General features: G+C 41.2%; 15 protein-coding genes. 9 read left to right on the top strand and 6 right to left on the bottom strand.

Translation table 11 applies throughout. The features are described from left to right. The first annotated feature begins 288 nt into the window (after nt 1-288). The 3 genes from AOC03_RS09715 (at nt 289) to AOC03_RS09725 (ending at nt 3074) form a co-directional block, all read left to right on the top strand. Nucleotides 289-1527 carry an argininosuccinate synthase gene (locus AOC03_RS09715; RefSeq protein WP_062535495.1) on the top strand — a complete coding sequence of 413 codons (1239 nt, stop codon included), beginning with the start codon at nt 289-291 and terminating at the stop codon, nt 1525-1527. Between the two features lie 177 nt (nt 1528-1704). Next, nucleotides 1705-2238 (top strand): L,D-transpeptidase, encoded by a 534-nt coding sequence (locus AOC03_RS09720; protein ID WP_062535497.1) that lies wholly within the window; start codon nt 1705-1707, stop codon nt 2236-2238. A 215-nt stretch (nt 2239-2453) separates the two neighbouring features. Then, complete coding sequence (locus tag AOC03_RS09725; protein WP_062535499.1) at nt 2454-3074, top strand: nitroreductase family protein; 621 nt, start codon at nt 2454-2456, stop codon at nt 3072-3074. Nucleotides 3075-3158: 84 nt separating this feature from the next. Here the strand turns inward: AOC03_RS09725 and AOC03_RS09730 are convergent, their stop codons facing one another. Beyond that, nucleotides 3159-4736, bottom strand: a complete 1578-nt coding sequence (locus tag AOC03_RS09730; RefSeq protein WP_062535501.1) for a CYTH and CHAD domain-containing protein — start codon at nt 4734-4736, stop codon at nt 3159-3161. A 598-nt stretch (nt 4737-5334) separates the two neighbouring features. Then, on the bottom strand, nt 5335-6921 hold the full coding sequence (locus AOC03_RS09735) for an isocitrate lyase (protein WP_062535504.1): 1587 nt from the start codon (nt 6919-6921) through the stop codon (nt 5335-5337). An 862-nt stretch (nt 6922-7783) separates the two neighbouring features. On the opposite strand from AOC03_RS09735, the gene AOC03_RS09740 reads away from it, so the two are divergent. Further along, nucleotides 7784-8770, top strand: a complete 987-nt coding sequence (locus AOC03_RS09740; protein ID WP_062535506.1) for a LysR family transcriptional regulator — start codon at nt 7784-7786, stop codon at nt 8768-8770. A gap of 131 nt (nt 8771-8901) precedes the next feature. Here AOC03_RS09740 and purN read toward each other — a convergent pair whose 3' ends face one another. Beyond that, nucleotides 8902-9609, bottom strand: a complete 708-nt coding sequence (purN, locus tag AOC03_RS09745; RefSeq protein WP_062535508.1) for a phosphoribosylglycinamide formyltransferase — start codon at nt 9607-9609, stop codon at nt 8902-8904. Further along, nucleotides 9609-10658 carry a phosphoribosylformylglycinamidine cyclo-ligase gene (purM, locus tag AOC03_RS09750; protein WP_062535510.1) on the bottom strand — a complete coding sequence of 350 codons (1050 nt, stop codon included), beginning with the start codon at nt 10656-10658 and terminating at the stop codon, nt 9609-9611. Before purM ends, purN begins: the two co-directional genes overlap by 1 nt. Nucleotides 10659-10951: 293 nt before the next feature. Here purM and AOC03_RS09755 point away from each other — a divergent pair, with 293 nt between their 5' ends. The 3 genes from AOC03_RS09755 to AOC03_RS09765 all read left to right on the top strand — a co-directional run bounded on the left by AOC03_RS09755 (nt 10952) and on the right by AOC03_RS09765 (nt 14064). Beyond that, nucleotides 10952-12058, top strand: a complete 1107-nt coding sequence (locus tag AOC03_RS09755; protein WP_062535512.1) for an AI-2E family transporter — start codon at nt 10952-10954, stop codon at nt 12056-12058. Between the two features lie 387 nt (nt 12059-12445). Beyond that, nucleotides 12446-13249 carry a DnaA regulatory inactivator Hda gene (gene hda / locus AOC03_RS09760; RefSeq protein ID WP_062535515.1) on the top strand — a complete coding sequence of 268 codons (804 nt, stop codon included), beginning with the start codon at nt 12446-12448 and terminating at the stop codon, nt 13247-13249. 113 nt (nt 13250-13362) lie between these two features. After that, on the top strand, nt 13363-14064 hold the full coding sequence (locus tag AOC03_RS09765) for a DUF2057 family protein (RefSeq protein WP_062535517.1): 702 nt from the start codon (nt 13363-13365) through the stop codon (nt 14062-14064). A 102-nt stretch (nt 14065-14166) separates the two neighbouring features. Here AOC03_RS09765 and AOC03_RS09770 read toward each other — a convergent pair whose 3' ends face one another. Together AOC03_RS09770 and AOC03_RS09775 are read right to left on the bottom strand one after the other, a co-directional pair. Continuing rightward, nucleotides 14167-14658, bottom strand: coding sequence for a Dps family protein (locus AOC03_RS09770; protein ID WP_062535519.1), 492 nt, complete (start codon nt 14656-14658; stop codon nt 14167-14169). A gap of 250 nt (nt 14659-14908) precedes the next feature. Beyond that, complete coding sequence (locus tag AOC03_RS09775; RefSeq protein WP_062535521.1) at nt 14909-15571, bottom strand: YcxB family protein; 663 nt, start codon at nt 15569-15571, stop codon at nt 14909-14911. A 351-nt stretch (nt 15572-15922) separates the two neighbouring features. Between AOC03_RS09775 and serS the strand changes: the two genes are divergently transcribed. Beyond that, on the top strand, nt 15923-17209 hold the full coding sequence (serS, locus tag AOC03_RS09780) for a serine--tRNA ligase (RefSeq protein ID WP_062535523.1): 1287 nt from the start codon (nt 15923-15925) through the stop codon (nt 17207-17209). A 248-nt stretch (nt 17210-17457) separates the two neighbouring features. Continuing rightward, entirely contained in the window at nt 17458-19455 is a 1998-nt protein-coding gene (gene tkt, locus AOC03_RS09785) for a transketolase (protein ID WP_062535525.1), read from the top strand. Nucleotides 19456-19702 lie beyond the last annotated feature (247 nt).

A 19702-nucleotide genomic window follows, 5' to 3' on the forward strand; every position in this document is an offset into this window, starting at 1 on the left:
ACGGGGAGAAACAGGCGAATTGCAGGTCATATAATGATAGCATTTAGTCTGCTGTTATAATAACAGATTTGCCTGTTCGACTGAATAAGCGCTTAAGCTTGGCTGCAAATATAAGATAAACTTGCAATAAATAGCAACGTCATACCGTGGTTGCACTTTTGCCTATCCTAAATATGATGTACACTGAGTAGACATCCTATCTTTTGTCTGATTCTTACGAATTATTGTTTATTCGTGTCATTTTTCTGCATGATTTTTACAATTACCAGCCCATATCAGGAGTTTTTCATGGCTAAGCTAGATCCAAAAAATATTAATAAAATCGTCTTGGCATATTCTGGCGGTTTGGATACGTCTATTATCGCCAAATGGCTGCAAGATACCTATGACGCTGAGGTAATTACCTTCACCGCTGACATTGGTCAGGGCGAAGAAGTTGAGCCGGCACGTGCCAAAGCGCAAGCCATGGGTATCAAAGATATCTATATTGAAGATTTACGTGAAGAATTTGCGCGTGATTATGTGTTCCCAATGTTCCGTGCCAATGCCATTTATGAAGGCGAATACCTATTAGGCACATCTATTGCGCGTCCGCTTATTGCCAAGCGTTTGGTTGAGATTGCTAAAGAACATGGCGCTGATGCTATCAGCCATGGCGCAACTGGTAAGGGTAATGACCAAGTACGTTTTGAGCTTGGCGCTGTTGCCTTATCGCCTGATGTGGTAACGATTGCCCCTTGGCGTGAGTGGGACTTGTCAAGCCGTGAAAGCTTGATGGAATATGCTAAAGAACATAATATTGCTATCGACTATGCCGGTAATAAGAAAAAATCACCGTATTCAATGGATGCCAATCTTTTACACATCTCTTATGAAGGTGGCATTCTAGAAGATCCTTATGCCGAAGCAGAAGACGATATGTGGCGTTGGTCAGTTAGCCCAGAAGAAGCACCTGACGCACCGCAATATCTAGAATTAGAATACGAAAAAGGCGATATCGTTGCGATTGATGGCGAAAAACTCAAGCCATTTGAAGTGATGATTAAGTTAAACGACATTGGTGGTAAGCATGGCGTTGGTCGCTTAGATATCGTGGAAAACCGTTACGTGGGTATGAAGTCACGCGGTTGCTACGAGACGCCAGCAGGTACGATTATGCTTAAAGCGCATCGCGGTATTGAATCGTTAACACTTGACCGTGAAGCCGCACATTTAAAAGATGAACTAATGCCACGCTATGCAAAAATTATCTATAACGGATACTGGTTCAGTCCTGAGCGTATGATGCTACAGGCATTGATTGATAAATCACAAGAATACGTCAACGGTACGGTTCGCGTGAAATTGTACAAAGGCGCTGTGAGCGTCGTTGGACGTAAGTCAGACGATTCACTATTCGATGAAAAAATCGCTACTTTTGAAGATGATGCTGGTGCGTATGATCAAAAAGATGCCGAAGGTTTCATTCGTCTAAATGGTCTACGTTTGGCTATTGAAGCCAGCCGTGGTCGTGATTTGTCTAAATAGGTATTTGTCAATTCTACAATGACTTATTTAACTTAAAATAAAAAACAGAGATGTGATGTCTCTGTTTTTTTTGGGTCAGCATTACGATAAAGGTCAGATACTTTCTTTTACGAATGCTTTCACAAGTGAAGTTTCTCATTAATAAAATTAATAATAATCAAAAACGGATACTGCTTAATGATAAATAGTGCCAGTAAAAACAATATAAAAGATGCCGCTTTACGTCTAATTGTTAACATTGAAAAGCAGACGTTGAGCGTTTATCAGCATGATAAAGAGATAGGTCATTATGATATCTCAACCGCCAAAAATGGTATCGGTAGTCAGCAAGATAGTGGTTGTACCCCGCTTGGCAAACATGTTATCGCTGAAAAGATAGGTGGCGAACAGCCTATCAATGCCGTATTTGTCGGACGTGTACCGACAGGAGAAATCTACAGCGCTGCTTTTGGTGCGCAATATCCTGAGCGCGATTGGATACTCAGTCGTATCTTATGGCTGGCAGGTTTAGAAGAAGGCGTCAATAAAGGCAGTAACAGTCAAGGCGGCTGTGATACCTATCAGCGCTACATTTATATTCACGGTACACCTGATAATGAGCCTATGGATATGCCACTCTCGCACGGTTGTGTCCGCATGCGCAATCTAGATATCATCGAGCTGTTCGAACAGGTGATAGAAGGTACACCAGTAACTATCGTTGCCGGCTAAAAGTAATGACTAAAATCTAAAGTAATAAAAGAATATTTAGAGTGAAAAGGACAGTGTGGTTACAAGACTATTAATAAAATTAAATTAACAGTAACGACGAATCGTTAAGAATATTGGTATAATAGTGACCGTATTTAATACTATATACCGAATAACACCATTAAATAAAATACTAAATATCAATAAAATGCTAAATAATAATGAGGAAAATATAGATGACTACAGAGACTCTAGTGAGCTTACAACAAGCATTCGATGAACGCCGTACTATCTATGCCTTAGGCAATGCGCTGCCAGTAGAGCCACAGGCGATTGTCAATATTGCTGAGCGTGTACTCTTACATACGCCATCTTCTTTTAATTCTCAATCCTCGCGGCTGATTGTATTATTTGGTAAGAAACATCGACAGTTGTGGGATATTGCCGAAGCCAAACTGCGTCAAGAGGTTGGTGACGCTGACTTTACAAGTAGTAAGCAAAAAATGGATGGCTTTCGAGCAGGCGCGGGTACTGTGCTGTTTTTTGAAGATAAAGAAGTTGTAAAATCGCTACAAGATAAGTTTGCACTATATGCAGATAAGTTCCCGCTATGGGCGCATCAAACCTCAGCGATGCATCAGTATGCGCTGTGGACAGAGTTACATACCTTGGACGTGGGTGCTAGCTTGCAGCATTATAATCCATTGATTGATGATGATGTCGCCGCCGCATTTGATGTTCCTGATAACTGGGAGCTCATTGCGCAAATGCCGTTTGGTAATATTTTGGAACCTGCTGGCGAAAAAATTTATCAGCCACTTAACCAACGTATGCGAGTTCTTGGACTAGATAACTAGAATTAAAACGTTAACAGCTATAAAAAAGACAGCTTCCAATAATGGCGCTGTCTTTTTTATAGTCAACTTTTTATTAAAAATTTATCACCAAAATATCGCGCTGTCTTTGAGACGGTTTAGGCATTTTTGGCAGTGTTTACGTTCACTCTGTAATTTAGCAGCAAACCATCCAGCGCCATATAATGCGTTAGCGTCTGTGGCTATTTGTTGTTGATAGCGCTGTTGGCACTGTAGATAATAATAGTATGGTTCTAATGATTTTTGTGCTTTTATCAATTGTTTTAACCAGCGTTTGCTCTTCTTTGGCGAATATAGTGGCGCTGCAAACTCACTTATATATTTTAAAGCGTCTAGTTGACGGTATATCTTATTTAAAATGCTAACCGTTAAATCGTTAGGATATAAACGGTTAGATTCTAAAGCCTTGTACTCAGGAACATTAGCGTCCTTATTGTCAAGACTTTGAACAGTTTCCAGTAATTCCATATACTTTTTAGATAAAATGGTTGGTAGTTCATCTACTGCGAGGGTATATGACTCAGCTTCAATACAAGGGTCACTCATAGTAAATTCAATAAGCGCTAATAATGTCAGCTGAAAGGTATTGGCACACACCGCATCAACAGGTTTGTTCGTCATTTTCTCAGGTTCTGCTGTCCAATCTACGCTGGGTGCACCATGCTCTTGTAATGTCGGTTCGATATGCGCCATCAGATAATCAAGCTCGAGGTAGGCATCTACTAAGGTCTCAGTTTGCCTGAGAATGGAGTGCCATTCAGCATTTATCTGCTCGGAGAAGGTACTAAAAGTGTTGAGAGCGACAGATAGGCGGTTAAGTCCCATAGAGAGTTGTAGAACATGATTATGATCGTCACTACCAGCCGCAATGGCGCTACTGTTTGGTAATATTTGTAGCAAGCAGTTATGTACGACAGCGCGTATAAATGTGGGCACACTGCTATTTTTGCTGATATTCAGCTGCGCCAAATCAGCACTGACCGCGGCGCTATAGTCTTGCCCGTTAATTAGCAAACCGCCTCGTTCAGCTTTGGTTACCGTAGATAAGCACAATTTATATCGCTTACACCAGATTTTAGCGGTTTCAAATAAAAATTCTATCTCACCTGAAATCAGCTCAAACTCAATTTCTTGAATGACTTGACGTTGGTTCTCATCGTTACCGTCGATAATCTCCCCATAATCATAAGCAACTTCAAGACTGCTGCTATGCTCATCTTTGCCATTTGCTAGCAAGCGAGTGGTACGCTGCACATCGGTCACATACTGACGAGTTAAATTTTTAGCCAGTTTTTTTAACTTGAAGTCAGCTAAAGCAGGCGCAATTGCCGTTTCTTTATAAATGGTCAAATCAGGCATCAAGTTATTGTTATCAAGCATCGTTTGGACATGCTCGTTATCCAAGACGGCATTATGTTCTAAGCGCGCAGCGATACCATCGCCACCGGCTTTAATCGTTTGTACCCACGTATCACCCTCTTGGCGAATACGCAGACCGATGCCTGCCTTTGCTAGCTGTTGCTTGCGGGTATCGAAATAGTGGGCAGCCATGTGTATATCTTGTGAGGATTTAACCTTTGCTTGGCGCATTAAACCTTTCAATTGGGCTTGGGGCACTAAAAATTTCAACTCTATTTCTTGCATGAGCTTTTCCCTTAATTTCAAGTAACGACAGTTGTAAAAATGTTAGTTCCAACCAATGCTTGTTTCAACCAATGCTTGTTTTAACCAATAATGGTGACTTTATCATCCTATCGATAGCGTTAGAGAATGACAAATTATTCAGTTAGTAGCGCTTATGTTTTATTGTAGTCGTATGCTGTTATGTTTTAGTGAAATAAAGTTGCCAAAATACAAAATAAAACAATAGTGGTTGATAGGAATCATAAGTCTATAACGACTGAAATTAGTGTTGGTAAGCATAAAAAATATCGCATAATGTCCAAACGCCAAAAGTTACTTGAGAAAGAGAGCAGTGATAACATAGAAGATAGTCATGCTTAATTTTAAGGAGCTTTATATCTTAAACCTTAAGATGAGTTAAAGGTGGCTATTAACCAAAGAGGGTATGCACTAGAGGTATTAAGAATAACGATTATTTAGCTATAAAGTTGTCTAAACGTAGACTGTTTTAAAGGCAATAAAATTTAAAGATAATCAAGTTTAAAGACAATAAAAAACCGCCCTACATTATGTAAGGCGGTTTTTCTTTTTCTATAAAATGTACTTTATAGAGTATGGCTTATTTGAACTGATCCATAGTGTTTTTACCACCACCAGCTTTCAGTGCGTTCTCACCAGAGAAGATCTCTTTATGATCATCACCGATGTCAGAACCAGCCATTGCTTGGTGCTTAACTGCTTCAACACCTGCACGGATTTCTTTACGTTGTACGCCAGCAACATAAGCAAGCATACCGTCTTCACCGAAGTAGCCTTTAGACAATTCGTTCATCTCTAAAGCTGCAGTATGGTAAGTAGGTAGTGTGATTAAGTGATGGAATACACCTGCTTCACGAGCAGCATCACGTTGGAAGTTTTTCGCAAGCTCATCAGCAGCAGTGTTCAATTCTGTATCGTCGTAATCGCCGCTCATCAAGTTATCTTTGTTATAAGCAGAGATATCTTTACCTTCAGCTTCCCATGCAGCAATTACTTGCTTACGGAAGTTTAGCGTCCAGTTGAACGATGGGCTATTGTTATAGACCAATTTCGCTTGTGGTTGTTGCTCTTTAATACGATCAACCATCATTTTGATGTGTTCAACGTTAGGAGTAGGTGTTTCGATCCATAGTAGATCAGCACCGTTTTCAAGAGCAGTTACGCAGTCAAGAACAACGCGGTCAATGTTCGTTTCTTCACGGAATTGATACAGACCGTTTGGTAAACGCTTAGGACGAACCAATTTGCCGTCATGCTTAAGCAAGCTATCGTTTTCGTTAGCAGTTTCTAGCGTAACTTCTTCCATTTCGATGAAATCGATATATTTAGAAGCTAAGTCGCCTGGCTCATTTGATACTGGGATTTTTTGCGTTAGTGATGCGCCTTCAGAGTCAGTACGAGCAACGATAACGCCGTCTTCAACACCAAGTTCTAAGAATGCATAACGGATAGCGTTAAGCTTTGAGATATAGTCTTCATGCGGTACAGTAACTTTACCCGCTTGGTGACCACATTGCTTAGCATCAGATACTTGGTTTTCGATTTGTAGTGCACAAGCACCTGCTTCGATAAGTTTCTTAGCAAACAAGTAAGTCGCTTCTTCGTTACCGAAACCAGCATCGATATCAGCAATGATTGGCACAACATGCGACTCAAAGTTTTCAATTTTATCTTGAATAGCTTTAGTGTCTTGACCCGCTTCTTCAGCAGCGTTTAGCTCACGGAAGTAGTCATTTAGTACTTTAGCATCAGCTTGACGTAAGAAGGTGTAGATTTCTTCGATAAGATCAGATACTGCGGTTTTTTCATGCATAGATTGGTCAGGTAATGGACCAAATTCTGAACGAAGGGCAGCTACCATCCAACCTGATAAGTAGATGTATTTTTTAGAAGTAGTACCGAAATGCTTTTTGTTTGCATACATGGTTTGTTGAGCGATAAAACCATGCCATGCACCTAAAGACTGAGTGTACTTAGAAGTATCTTGATCGTATTCTGCCATGTCTTGGCGCATGATTTTTGCAGTATATTTTGCAATGTCTAAACCAGTTTTAAAGCGGTTTTGTACCATCATACGGGCAGCATCAGTTTCGCTGATGTGTTCCCAGTTGCCGTATTTTGCTTTCAATTCACGTACACGTTCGATTGCAGATGTATAAGTTGACATCTAGACTTCTCCTTGGTGGGGTATTAAAGATTAACGCACAAAAAATCAAGTATGAAAGTGATTATAACTATGTTGTTGCACTGAAATTGCGGGGATTGCGATTACATTGGTTATATCGAAACTTAATTGTTGCAAGCATGACTAAGAATGTATTGAAGTTCAATCCATAAACCACAAGTAGCAATTGATCATAAATCTTAGCCGTACTTACCCTAAACAAACCTAAGAAAAAAAACAAGGGTTTTAAATGAGTAGAGTGCTAAAAATAGAAACATTTTGTGTTCTGTAAACTAACATCGAGTTTCGAGCTATTTGTTCACAGCAATAGATAAGCTGATGCAGCACTGAATAATAATTCAGGAGTATATAAATTTCTCTACGATACTAATTCAGCAGTACGCCTACTTATCGCTAAGAAATGATACAATAACTCATGACGCATTTAAAGATAAAAATTTTAACTTGTCAAATAAACGCTCATGAGGCGTTGTTGATAGTAAGTCATTGTATTCGATATTAGTTATTATGTCGTTACAATTTAAGTGATTACATTCTAATATAAATGCAAAGCATAACTTGGCGAAATTTATAACCTACCTTTTAGGTGGTTTATGATGCTCACTATAGCGACCTTGCTATAATTTATCTAATTTATGGTTGTTATCCTTGGTATTTATTTTATTTATAGTACAATATAAACAAGGGTTTGAGACTTAAAAACTAAATTAAAGCAATTATTAAAAAATACAATATCGTTAAGAAAAAACATTTAAAGCGCTACTTTAAATTGAATTTAGGTAAGCGTAGCAGATAGATTGTCGAAATTTAAGTGGTACTTATTCTAGGGCGAAGAGAAATACATATGAATTTACAGCGGGTTGATTTAAATTTATTGGTACATTTAGATGTATTACTTCGGGAGAAAAATGTCACACGCGCCGCTGAGCAGTTGGGAATCACCCAGCCAGCCATGAGTAATATCTTGCGGCGTTTACGTAAGTTATTTAATGATCCATTATTGGTACGTTCATCAGAAGGTATGACGCCAACAGAGCGCGCGTTAGAGCTACAGCCGCGCATTCGTGAAGTACTCGCTGATTTGACGCAAGTTCTTGAGCCGCGTACTGAGTTTCGACCTTATAGTACCTCGCGTGTTTTCCGTATTATGACCTCAGATTATGCTGAAGCGACGCTCGTACCAAAGTTGGTTAAAGCATTGCGTTCTGAAGCGCCTAATGTCATTTTAGACTTTTTAACACCTTCTGATGTGTCGTATCGCGATATGGAACAAGGGCGCGTCGATTTAGCGATTAATCGTTTCAATGAGATTCCACAAAGCTTTCACCAAGTATTGGTTTGGCGTGATACGTTTAGCTGTTTACTGTCTGCTGATAGCCCTTATGCCAATCGCTTTAATTTGAAAAACTATCTAAAAGGTCAGCACGTTTGGGTGTCAAAAACAGGTATGGGCGTGGGCTTTGGCGTTAATCCAGAGAAGTCTGGCGGTCTGGGCTCTATCGATCAAGCGTTGCAACGTCTGGGTCAAAAGCGCAAAATCAGTGTCTTTACCCGTCATTATCAGATGCCAGCAATGCTTGCTGCCAACAAAGATCTTATTGCCACGTTGCCGACCCGAGTGGCGCGGATGCAGACAAACAATACCAGCATCATCATGAAAGAGCCACCGTTTTTTATTCCTGAATTTGAGCTGACGATGGCGTGGTCGCCTTTATTACAGCATCATCCAGCTCACCGCTGGTTACGACAGTTAATTATGCATGTGGCAAGGCAAGTGGTTGCTGATGAAGAAGAACATCAAGATATTCCGGTGATTAATCATTTATTTTAAAAATATTTGAAATTTTTAATATTAAATATCTGATGCAAAAAAGCCCCGTTATTCTAAGAAGAACAACGGGGCTTTTTTGTGGTTAATGCTAGTCATACTACCTTTGATATTAGAAATCAGCTAGAAATCAGTTAGATATCTAAAAATAACTGCAAGGGTAATGCGGGTAAATGAGCGGATACAGATTTAGAGGTTTCATCAGCATCAAGAGATAACGCACCTTTTGCTAATAATAAAATCGTCCATGGTAACAGTTGATGTTCAAGCTGTTGCACACGGGTTTGTAAACTCTCAGCCGTATCTTTGATGTTAATGTTTAGCAAGGCTTGGGTTAATACTTGCCCTGCATCAAGCTCAGCGGTGACCACATGAATACTACAACCATGATAACGCTCGCCTGCTTGAATGGCGCGTTGATGGGTATCAAGCCCTTTATAAGCGGGCAGTAGTGCCGGATGCAAATTAATCATCGGCGCTGGTACATTATCGATAAATGAGGCACTCAATACCCGCATAAAGCCTGCCAATATAATCAGGTCAGGTTGCCAAGCTGCAAGCTGGGCACTAGCATGCGTCTCAAAAGTCTTAATACCCATACGCTTGCCGCTTTCCGTATGAGACAACACCGCAATAGGAATACCTGCTTGCTGCGCGCGCGTGACGGCATAAGCGTCCTCGCGGTTGCTAATAACGCCAACGATGTCAATCGGTAACGCGCCACCTTGCATCGCATCTATTAATACTTGCAGATTGCTGCCGTTGCCTGATACTAAGACTGCAATGCGTAACGGCTTAGTCTGCTGTTGTGTATTGCTTAGTGGTAGTTCATGCGCTGGCATTAACGGTACACCACGGCATCCGCTTCACGGCTGACCATCTCACCAATTGCCCAAGCATTTTCGCCCGCGTCATTTAGCGTTTGAATGGCTTCGTCAGCTTTATCTTTTGGCACGACAATCACAAAACCTACGCCACAGTTAAAGGTACGGTACATCTCGCTTTGATCAATATTACCTTGCGTTTGTAACCATGTAAATAATTCCGAGAACTGCCAGCTGTTGGTATCAATGCTCGCGGCTAGATTGTCAGGAAGAACGCGAGGTAAATTATCCGTTAAACCGCCACCAGTGATGTGTGACATCGCATGCAGGTTGTGGTTACCAAGCGTATCTTGCAACGCTTTAATAGCTTTAACATAAATGCGAGTAGGCGCCATGAGCGCATCTTGAATAGACTGTCCATCTAGCTGTTCAGTGCTAGTCGTCACATCAATACCACTGACTTCAATAACTTTACGTACTAATGAGTAACCGTTAGAATGGGCACCACTTGAGGCTAAAGCAATCAGCACATCGCCTTCGGCAACATTGTCACCAGTGATGACTTCTGCTTCTTCAACCACGCCGACACAGAATCCGGCTAAATCGTAATCGTCGTCTTGATACATACCCGGCATTTCAGCAGTTTCACCACCGATAAGGGCACAGTTTGCCAACTTACAACCATCACCAATACCACTTACTACGGTAGCAGCAACATCAACATCAAGTTTACCCGTTGCATAATAATCTAAAAAGAATAACGGCTCAGCACCACAAACCAATAAATCATTGACGCACATAGCGACCAAATCAATGCCGATAGTGTCATGACGATTCAGTTGTAAGGCTAATTTTAGCTTAGTACCGACGCCATCTGTACCAGATACTAAAAGCGGTGAGGTGTAGCCCGTTGGAATGCGGCACAACGCGCCAAAGCCGCCAAGTCCACCCACTACTTCAGGACGAGTAGTGGCTTTTGCCACGGATTTGATGCGCTGAACCAACGCATCGCCAGCATCAATATCAACACCAGCATCTTTGTAGCTTAAAGAAGGCTTGTTACTCATGGTCATCTCACAGTTGGGATAGGGAATTAAAGACATTTAACGAAATTAATGAAGAAGAATTTGATAATAGTGCGCGCATTATACCCAAAAATAGACCACACTCGCAAAGCAACTTGTCGATATTCGACCAACATTGATGATAATTATGCTAACACTGAACATATGCGCTAAATAAATCGCTAAGAAACAAAAAATCACTGCTTTTTTTATCGACTCTGCGATAATAAAATAATTAGCCTAGACCATATTATACTTATAACAACACTATCAGCTTACTTGTAGGATTGCCTGTCATGATTCACCAATCGATAGATCCTTTTTTTCGGCGATTATTTATCGTCGTTGCCATTGTGATCGCATTAGTAATGCTGCATCTGATGATGCCGGTTATTATTCCTTTTCTTTGCGCTTTTGTACTTGCTTATTTATTTAATCCGCTGGTCAAAAAACTATCGAAATACATCAGACGTTGGATGGCAATTCTTGTGGTGTATGCCACGATTACCATAGGCATGGTGATACTGTTATGGTGGCTGGTGCCAACCCTGTGGCGTCAAATGCAAGCCGCTTGGGAATATTTACCACAAATTTTAAGTTGGTACAATAATGTAGCGCGAGAATGGATTGTTAATTACACCCGTATTCAATTGCCACCATTAGAAGTCAAAGGTTTCTCTGAAACGCTGGTTGAGTATATGCAAACGAATTATAAATTTGCAGATGCCAGTAGCGTCATGACTCAAATATTGGCCTCAGGCATGAGTTTTATTAATAGTGCTGGTCTTATCGTGTTAGTGCCTATCTTAACCTTTTATTTTTTATTCAACTGGGACCAACGTTTATTGAGTTGGAAAATGGCTATTCCTGCTGCGTATAGTAAAAAGGTTGTTGGTATTGCGCAAGAATGTGACCGAGCGTTAATGGCATTTATTAAAGGTCAATTATTGGTGATGGTGTTGTTGGGTATCATCTATGCCGTACAGCTACAGCTGATTGGACTGGAGCTTGGGCTTATCATCGGCATGACAGCGGGTATCGCAAGTTTTGTGCCCTATTTAGGTTTTGGTTTAGGATTTATTGCCTCTATTGTCGCGGGTTTATTCCAATTCGGTCTCGACTGGTTCCATTTATCTTTAATTGTCGGTGCATTCTTAGTGGGACAAGCGGCTGAAGGCTATGTGCTGCAACCCTTATTACTGGGTGATAAAATTGGTTTGTCCCCATTATGGGTTATTTTTGCCGTATTGGCAGGCGCAGGCTTATTAGGCTTTGTGGGTATGCTCATTGCTCTACCTGTATCTGCGGTGCTGAATGTGCTGTTTATTCATTTGTATGCTCATTATCGAACCACTGATTTTTATAAAGGTCGCAAGCAACTGGATTTATTTGAAAGAAAATAAAGACATCAGCACAAGACATTTTAATGGCTATTAATCATTTTATTACTATTAACGATAGCTTAATGGGCTAATTTGATAATATATCAGCGCTGAAACGAACCGCTAATCAGACTCAATACCCAAAATACTTGTCAGTCATTTTGTAAGTATGGTATATATAGGCGACATTTTTGCAATGTTGCCGTTACTATAGTGGTTCTGATAGGGTAAGATGTGTTTGTGCTTTGAGTAGATAATTCATTGCGCCTCGAATAGATAAACTCGAGAAAGCAGTTTTAGTGAATGCAAATATATCACTGGTAAAATAACGGTGAGTTTAATAAAAATAAAATAGTGAGTAGCCTTCTAGTTAGCTATTGCGCGCTACGCAAATTGAGTTGATGATTCATGGCAGAAGCACAGCTAAGTCTCAATCTGGACATCAAGCATGATGCGAGTCTCAGCGACTTTTCCGGTCCCGGTTGGATGTCAATTATTGATGCAGTACGGCAATTACATGTCGGGCTGATTGGTCAACTGTACCTGTTCGGCAGCCCCGCCACCGGTAAATCTCACCTGTTATCCGCTATCTGTGAATCATTCGTTGAAATGGATAAGTCTGCGATTTGTCTGTCGCTCAATGAGCTGATACATACTGATGTCAATGTGTTGTCCTCACTTGAGACTTTCGACGTTATTGCTATTGATGATTTAGAGATTCTTGAACAGAGTAGCCAATGGCAAGAGGCTTTGTTTCATCTGATTAATCGTAGCCGAGAAGGGCAACGTCAGTTATTATTTGCCGCGAATAAACCTGCAGGTGAACTACCGTTTCAATTAACAGATTTATTGAGTAGGTTGTCACAAGCACCGACCTTTAAAGTACCTAATGGTCGCGATCTAGCCGACCGTCAAGCTTTATTGCAGTCTATTTTACGTCGCCGTGGTTGGCAATTTGATGAGCGTATTATTGATTATCTGCTCAATGAAGGACCGCATCGAATCGGTGCCATGATGGTGGTACTCAATTATATCCAGCCTATGTTCTCTAATCTTGGACGTAGTAATATCTCCAAAGCCGTCATTAGTGATGCCATGCGCACGATTGACGAGCAAACGTTGGTGGCTGAGCTTGCTGATATTACCCAAGAAACACAAGTGGACAAGCTCGCGGCAGACCATGACAATCAAACTATGCCATTAGAATTTTAGATTCTCAAAGCGTTTAACTTGGTCAAGTAGCACGCCATACGGTTTCTTATTGCCACCTTTATTTAATCTACCTCCACTTACCCCTAATGTCATCATTATTGATAGGATAGCTTATGAAAATCACTGCTTCTAGACTAAAAAAATTGACGGTTAGCACGTTATTGGTTGGTGTGGGTTCACTATCTATGCTCTCTCATGCGGCAGTGACGCTACTGGTAGACGACAACATTAAAGTCACCGCTATCAATGGTCAAGAGCTCAAACAAAGTGTTTTTCAGTCCTTAACCAAAGAATTCATCTTGCAGCCCGGTAAGCATGTGATTACTGCTAAATATGACCGTTTATATAATTTGCGCCGTGACGAGCATGATTATTTGCGTTCAGGCAATATCAGTGTGGCAGCAGATTTGGCGGATAATCAAACTTATCGTTTGACCATGCTCAATCAGCCAGAAGACTATGCCGCTGCCAAAAAGTATGCTGAAAGTCCAGTTTTGGCGATACAACAAAATAATACCGTAGTTGCAAGCCAAAAAAGCCTAGGCGGTAATGATGGCAGTATCTTCTCAGGACTCGGTAAAGCAATGGGCGGCGTGTTTGGTGGCGGCGGTGATGCGGAATTACAAAACCAGCAAGCGATTGCAGCATTGGGTCAGCCCGCTGTGACTTCTGGTGCCGTGTCGTCTACCAGTTATAGCGTAGCGCCCGTTGCAAGCACCAATCAGTCTACTAATAATCTTGACCAGTTTATGCAGCTATGGCTCAATGCTACGCCTGCTGAGCGCGAAAAAATGCGCCAATGGATGCAAAAATAATTTATTTTCTTTAAATAAATTTTGCCAAAAAAAAGCACCTTAATTAGGGTGCTTTTTTATATTTTGCGGTTAAATTATTAGAACAATATTCATCTAAAGTGATTAGCCTAAAAATGCAGTATACATCCACACCAGTTTTTCTTGTTCTTGTACATAAGCATCAACCAAATCTGCTGAGCCTTGATCTTCACTTTCTATTGCCAGTGCAGACACTTGACGTTGCTCTTCAATCAATTCCTGTAGACCAGCTACCACACCATTGACACAACGCGTGCCGTCTTTTACGTTCTTGTCTTCGCTGATGCTAGTATGCTGAGCAAAGTCGCTATAAGCGTGTAGCGGCGTGCCACCAAGGGTTAATATGCGCTCTGCAATTTCATCAATTTGGATTTGTAGCGCAGTATATAATTCTTCAAATTTAGGATGCAAAGTAAAGAAGTGCTCACCTTTAACATTCCAGTGGTAACCACGCACGTTGATATAGAACATATGGTAGCTAGACAATAAACCATTTAATTTTGCAATGACTTGGCTTATCTCAGTCGTTTCTAGACCAATTTGGTTGGTATCGTTATTGATAGTTGTGTTACTCATAATATTATCCTTGTAGTGTGAGTAAAAAGAACACCGATTTAAAAAATAATTAATAGTTAAAAATCAATAGTTAAATCAGTCTAATAATCGTCTTATCTTTAATGGCTATCATCATAACAAACTATTCATAATAAGTTAAATTAAACAAATCAAAACCGATGTTATGTTTTATAAAACCAATATTGATACCGCTAATAATAATACTATCAATAACAACACTGAAAGCCGTTAATAACTCAACGCTATTGCCCTATGACTCAGGCTGCTGTAAGTGTGCGGTTTGTAAGCCTCGAATCGGCACGACTTCTTGCAAATGTTGGCGCACAGTATCAATGGGGAATTTCTGTGCCTGCAAGCGTTTTGGTACAATTTGGCTGCCTTGTTGACCTTTTACTTCAAACATCATAAAGATATAGTCGTCTGTTTCATCCCAGCTTTTAATCGCACTCCACGGAATAACGGCTTGCTGCATTGAGCCCGCTCGCATTTGCATACCACGCATTTGATTGTTATTAAACATATCGGTTTGATTGACGGGCATTGCCATGACTAGACCATGCTTTTGTACGCCAAGTTTCATTTGACGCATCTCATCGGGCATTTCTTGCGCGGCGACTTGTTTTTCAAACTCTTTTTTGACATACCATTTAAAACCAAGAGTGCGCACTAAGAGGTAAATCACGATGGCGACCAGCATCATCCAAAAGATAATGGTGGAATAACCCGTTACAAACATTAACCCTGACACTGCTAATACGACACCGATGCCTATAATAATCCATTCTTTTTTCTTAAGGCTTTTTAGACCAAAAGAGGGTTGAGCGTTAGTAAATAGCTCGTATTGTGCTTGTTGAAACTCAGCTTCAGTGAGGTTTAAGGCGACAGGTTGTAGCGTGTAAGGGTAAAGGGCCATAAAAGGTTCTCAGATACTTAGATTAAAAGCGTTGGATAACAGTCAATAAATAAAAAACGTTGAGCGTAAACGATTACGCGTCACTTGGCTGCAGGTGGAATTGGACTCTGTGCTTATCTTACCGAAAAGCGTCTGTAAATGAAACAGATAAGCAGGTCTGTCTGCGCTTATCGCACATATTTACAGCTATTAAGCGATAATAGACGCACGCGAAAACGCAGTCAAAACATGGTCAAAACGCTGTCAAGACATAGTCAAAACGGCTGGGTCTTGTTATCATAGCAACTATTTTATATTAACCCCTTTAATATTCTTTTTATCCCTCGACCATCAGCGCTATAGGCAGATATTATGATTGATCCGAAACTCTTACGCGGCGACTTGCACGACTTACAGCAGCAACTGGCGACCCGTGGTTATGCCCTTGATATCGATTTTTGGCAAACCATCGAAACTGAGCGCAAAGCATTGCAAGTAAAAACGGAAGATTTGCAGTCGCGTCGTAATGCCGGAGCAAAACAGGTCGGTAATCTCAAAAAATCTGGTGAAGATGCCAGTGAATTATTGGCGGAAATGCAAAGCGTGAGCGGCGAGATTAAGACCGCTGAAGATGAATTGCGTACCTTGCAAGAACGTATCAATCAAGCGGCGCTACAAATTCCTAACTTGCCTGCAAGCGATGTGCCTGTTGGTACGTCAGAAGATGATAATGTCGAGATGCGCACATGGGGCACACCGCGTAGCTTTGATTTTGATGTTCAAGACCATAGCCATATTGGTGAGACGCTTGGTATGCTTGATTTTGAAGCGGCAGCTAAATTAACGGGCAGTCGCTTTAGTGTGTTACAAGGGCAATTGGCACAGATGCATCGTGCATTGATTCAATTTATGCTTAATACTCACACCATGAAATATGGCTATACCGAAACGTATGTACCTTATATTGTTAATTCAGAAAGCTTAAAAGGTACGGGTCAACTGCCTAAATTTGAAGATGATTTGTTTAAATTGACCAATCATACCAATAATGACGGCACTGATTTTTATCTGATTCCAACCGCTGAAGTACCGATGACCAATTTGGTACGTGGTGAGCGTTTGGATATCAAAGAATTACCATTAAAGTTCACCGCGCATACGCCCTGTTTCCGTAGTGAAGCCGGTTCGCATGGTCGTGATACCCGTGGTTTGATTCGTCAGCACCAGTTTGAAAAGGTTGAAATGGTCAATATTGCCACGGCTGAGCAATCTGATGATTTGCTAGAAGCCATGACTGGACAAGCAGAATTTATCTTACAGCAGCTGGATTTGCCGTATCGCGTGGTGAAACTCTGTACTGGCGATATGGGCTTTAGCGCGCAAAAAACGTACGATATCGAAGTGTGGTTACCCAGCCAAGATACCTATCGTGAAATTTCAAGTTGCTCAAACTGTGGCGACTTTCAAGCACGCCGTATGGGCACACGCGTTAAAGACGGCAAGCAAACTAGTCTGGCGCATACGTTAAATGGTTCAGGCTTGGCGGTTGGTCGTACCTTATTAGCGGTCATGGAAAATCATCAAAACGCGGATGGTAGTATTACCATCCCAGAAGTATTGCGTCCGTTTATGGGCGGTGCTGAAACCATTTCAGCTTAGATAGCTATTTTGCTTTTATGATTCGCTGCTTACTCTGATAGGTAATTTCATAAGCAATTTGATAAAACTGATATGAATCATTGTTAAATACAAACGGCCTTGTCATGCCATTTTTTGGCGTGGCTAGTGCCAAATATGTTAATATTAGCCTTTGATTTTATAGTCTGCACTGTAAGGGTGCAGGTCGCATCCTTACTTAGTTATCCTCTGAGTAAACTCTCCTCTTATCAGTAATACTAGGACACTCTATGCCAGCTCCAATTAGTGAACGTAAGTTAGCCAATGCCATCCGTGTACTCTCATTTGATGCGGTTCAAAAAGCCAATTCTGGTCACCCCGGTGCGCCGATGGGCATGGCGGATATTGCGGAAGTATTGTGGCGCAAGTTTTTAAAACACAACCCTGCTGATCCTAATTGGTATAATCGCGATCGCTTTGTATTATCAAACGGTCATGGCTCGATGCTTATTTACTCGTTGCTGCATTTATCCGGTTATGACGTTAGCGTTGATGACCTAAAAAGCTTTCGTCAATTGCACTCGAAAACCCCTGGTCATCCTGAGCTTGGCTATACCCCAGGTGTAGAAACGACGACTGGTCCATTAGGTCAAGGGATTGCGAATGCGATTGGTTTTGCGATTGCTGAAAAAACGTTAGCGGCACAGTTTAACCGTGACGGACATAACATCGTTGACCACCATACCTATGCATTTTTAGGTGATGGCTGCTTGATGGAAGGTATCAGTCATGAAGTGTGCTCGCTTGCCGGTACGCTTAAACTTGGCAAATTAGTATTCTTCTATGATGATAATGGCATCTCAATTGACGGCGATGTTGAAGGTTGGTTCACGGATGACACCCAAGCGCGTTTTGAAGCGTATGGCTGGCAAGTCATCAAGGTAGACGGTCATGATGCGGATGCGATTACTAAAGCGACCAATGATGCTATCACTGAAACCACGAAGCCAAGTCTAATCATTTGTAAAACCACGATTGGTGCAGGTAGCCCGAACAAACAAGGTCTAGCCATCAGTCATGGTGCACCACTGGGTGATGATGAAATTGCGTTAACCCGTGATGCCTTATCTTGGAAACATGCCCCATTTGAATTAGATGAAGAAATCTATCAAGCGTGGGATGGTAAAGCGAAAGGTACAGCGTTACAAAATAACTGGCAAGCGGACTTTGAGAATTATAAAAAAGCATATCCAGAATTGGCTGCCGAATTAGAACGCCGCCTACAAGGTAATTTACCTGCGGACTTTAATCAAAAAGCACAAGATTATATTCAACAAATGCAAGAACAAGGCGGTGATGTTGCCAGTCGTAAAGCCAGTCAAAATGCGATTAATGTTTTACAGCCTTTATTACCAGAATTGCTTGGCGGTTCAGCCGATTTAGCGGGTTCTAACTTGACGCTATTTAAAGGCGCAAAAGGCATCCAAGACGACGACGCTGGCAACTATATTTATTATGGCGTGCGTGAATTTGGTATGACGGCAATTGCCAACGGTATCGCGCTGCATGGCGGCTTTATTCCTTATGTTGCCACTTTCCTTATGTTCATGGAATACGCGCGCAATGCCGTACGTATGGGCGCGCTCATGAAGCAGCGCGTGATTCATGTCTACACGCATGACTCTATCGGTCTGGGTGAAGATGGACCAACGCATCAGCCGGTTGAGCAATTGACTAGCCTACGTACCACGCCTAATCTACGTACATGGCGTCCTTGTGATGCGACAGAATCTGCTAGTGCTTGGGTTGAAGCGATTAAATCAAAGCATAATCCATCAGCACTAATCTTTAGCCGTCAAAGTTTGCCACATCAACAACGTGATGCTGAGCAAGTTAGCAATATCACTAAAGGCGGTTATGTGCTTGCTAAAGAACAAAGCGAGCTACAAGCGATTATCATCGCTACAGGTTCTGAAGTTGGTCTTGCCATGCAAGCGTATGAAACATTAAGCCAAAATGGCGTAGGTGTGCGTGTGGTGTCTATGCCTTGTGCTGAGATTTTTGTAGAGCAAGACGCTAGCTATCGTGAAGCCGTATTGCCTGCCAATATCCGTGCCCGCGTAGCAGTAGAAGCCGCGCATGTCGACTACTGGTATAAGTTCGTCGGCTTAGATGGCAAAGTGATTGGCATGACCACTTATGGCGAATCTGCACCTGCTGAACAGTTGTATAAAGAGTTTGGTATTACTACTGAAGCGGTGATTGAAGCGGTGACTAGTTTGGTTTAATTAAGACTTAGTTTTAAGTTTATGAAAGAGCTGCTAGATTAATTTGGCAGCTCTTTTTTATGGTGTAATTTTTGATTTTTTGAGTTGTTCTCTATTGAATATATTAAGGAAAATAACGGTGTAAAGATTTATTCAAATCATATCTGAAAGTACAGAAACACATATTGAAAATTTTAATAGAATCGAAGGATTAATTTATACTGAACTTGAGGATTCAGGTTCGAGTAGATTAGTATTAACACTTCAA

It is taken from the genome of Psychrobacter urativorans, assembly GCF_001298525.1.
Classification (GTDB): Bacteria; Pseudomonadota; Gammaproteobacteria; order Pseudomonadales; family Moraxellaceae; genus Psychrobacter; species Psychrobacter urativorans_A.

What these genes read in the sequence shown, in the direction of transcription:
- AOC03_RS09725 (WP_062535499.1), top strand. Translation starts at nt 2,454, where the DNA reads ATGACTACAGAGACTCTAGTGAGCTTACAACAAGCATTCGATGAACGC.
- AOC03_RS09775 (WP_062535521.1), bottom strand. Translation starts at nt 15,571, where the DNA reads ATGGCCCTTTACCCTTACACGCTACAACCTGTCGCCTTAAACCTCACT.
- hda (WP_062535515.1), top strand. Translation starts at nt 12,446, where the DNA reads ATGGCAGAAGCACAGCTAAGTCTCAATCTGGACATCAAGCATGATGCG.
- AOC03_RS09715 (WP_062535495.1), top strand. Translation starts at nt 289, where the DNA reads ATGGCTAAGCTAGATCCAAAAAATATTAATAAAATCGTCTTGGCATAT.
- AOC03_RS09730 (WP_062535501.1), bottom strand. Translation starts at nt 4,736, where the DNA reads ATGCAAGAAATAGAGTTGAAATTTTTAGTGCCCCAAGCCCAATTGAAA.
- AOC03_RS09765 (WP_062535517.1), top strand. Translation starts at nt 13,363, where the DNA reads ATGAAAATCACTGCTTCTAGACTAAAAAAATTGACGGTTAGCACGTTA.
- purN (WP_062535508.1), bottom strand. Translation starts at nt 9,609, where the DNA reads ATGCCAGCGCATGAACTACCACTAAGCAATACACAACAGCAGACTAAG.
- AOC03_RS09755 (WP_062535512.1), top strand. Translation starts at nt 10,952, where the DNA reads ATGATTCACCAATCGATAGATCCTTTTTTTCGGCGATTATTTATCGTC.
- purM (WP_062535510.1), bottom strand. Translation starts at nt 10,658, where the DNA reads ATGAGTAACAAGCCTTCTTTAAGCTACAAAGATGCTGGTGTTGATATT.
- tkt (WP_062535525.1), top strand. Translation starts at nt 17,458, where the DNA reads ATGCCAGCTCCAATTAGTGAACGTAAGTTAGCCAATGCCATCCGTGTA.
- AOC03_RS09740 (WP_062535506.1), top strand. Translation starts at nt 7,784, where the DNA reads ATGAATTTACAGCGGGTTGATTTAAATTTATTGGTACATTTAGATGTA.
- serS (WP_062535523.1), top strand. Translation starts at nt 15,923, where the DNA reads ATGATTGATCCGAAACTCTTACGCGGCGACTTGCACGACTTACAGCAG.
- AOC03_RS09770 (WP_062535519.1), bottom strand. Translation starts at nt 14,658, where the DNA reads ATGAGTAACACAACTATCAATAACGATACCAACCAAATTGGTCTAGAA.
- AOC03_RS09720 (WP_062535497.1), top strand. Translation starts at nt 1,705, where the DNA reads ATGATAAATAGTGCCAGTAAAAACAATATAAAAGATGCCGCTTTACGT.
- AOC03_RS09735 (WP_062535504.1), bottom strand. Translation starts at nt 6,921, where the DNA reads ATGTCAACTTATACATCTGCAATCGAACGTGTACGTGAATTGAAAGCA.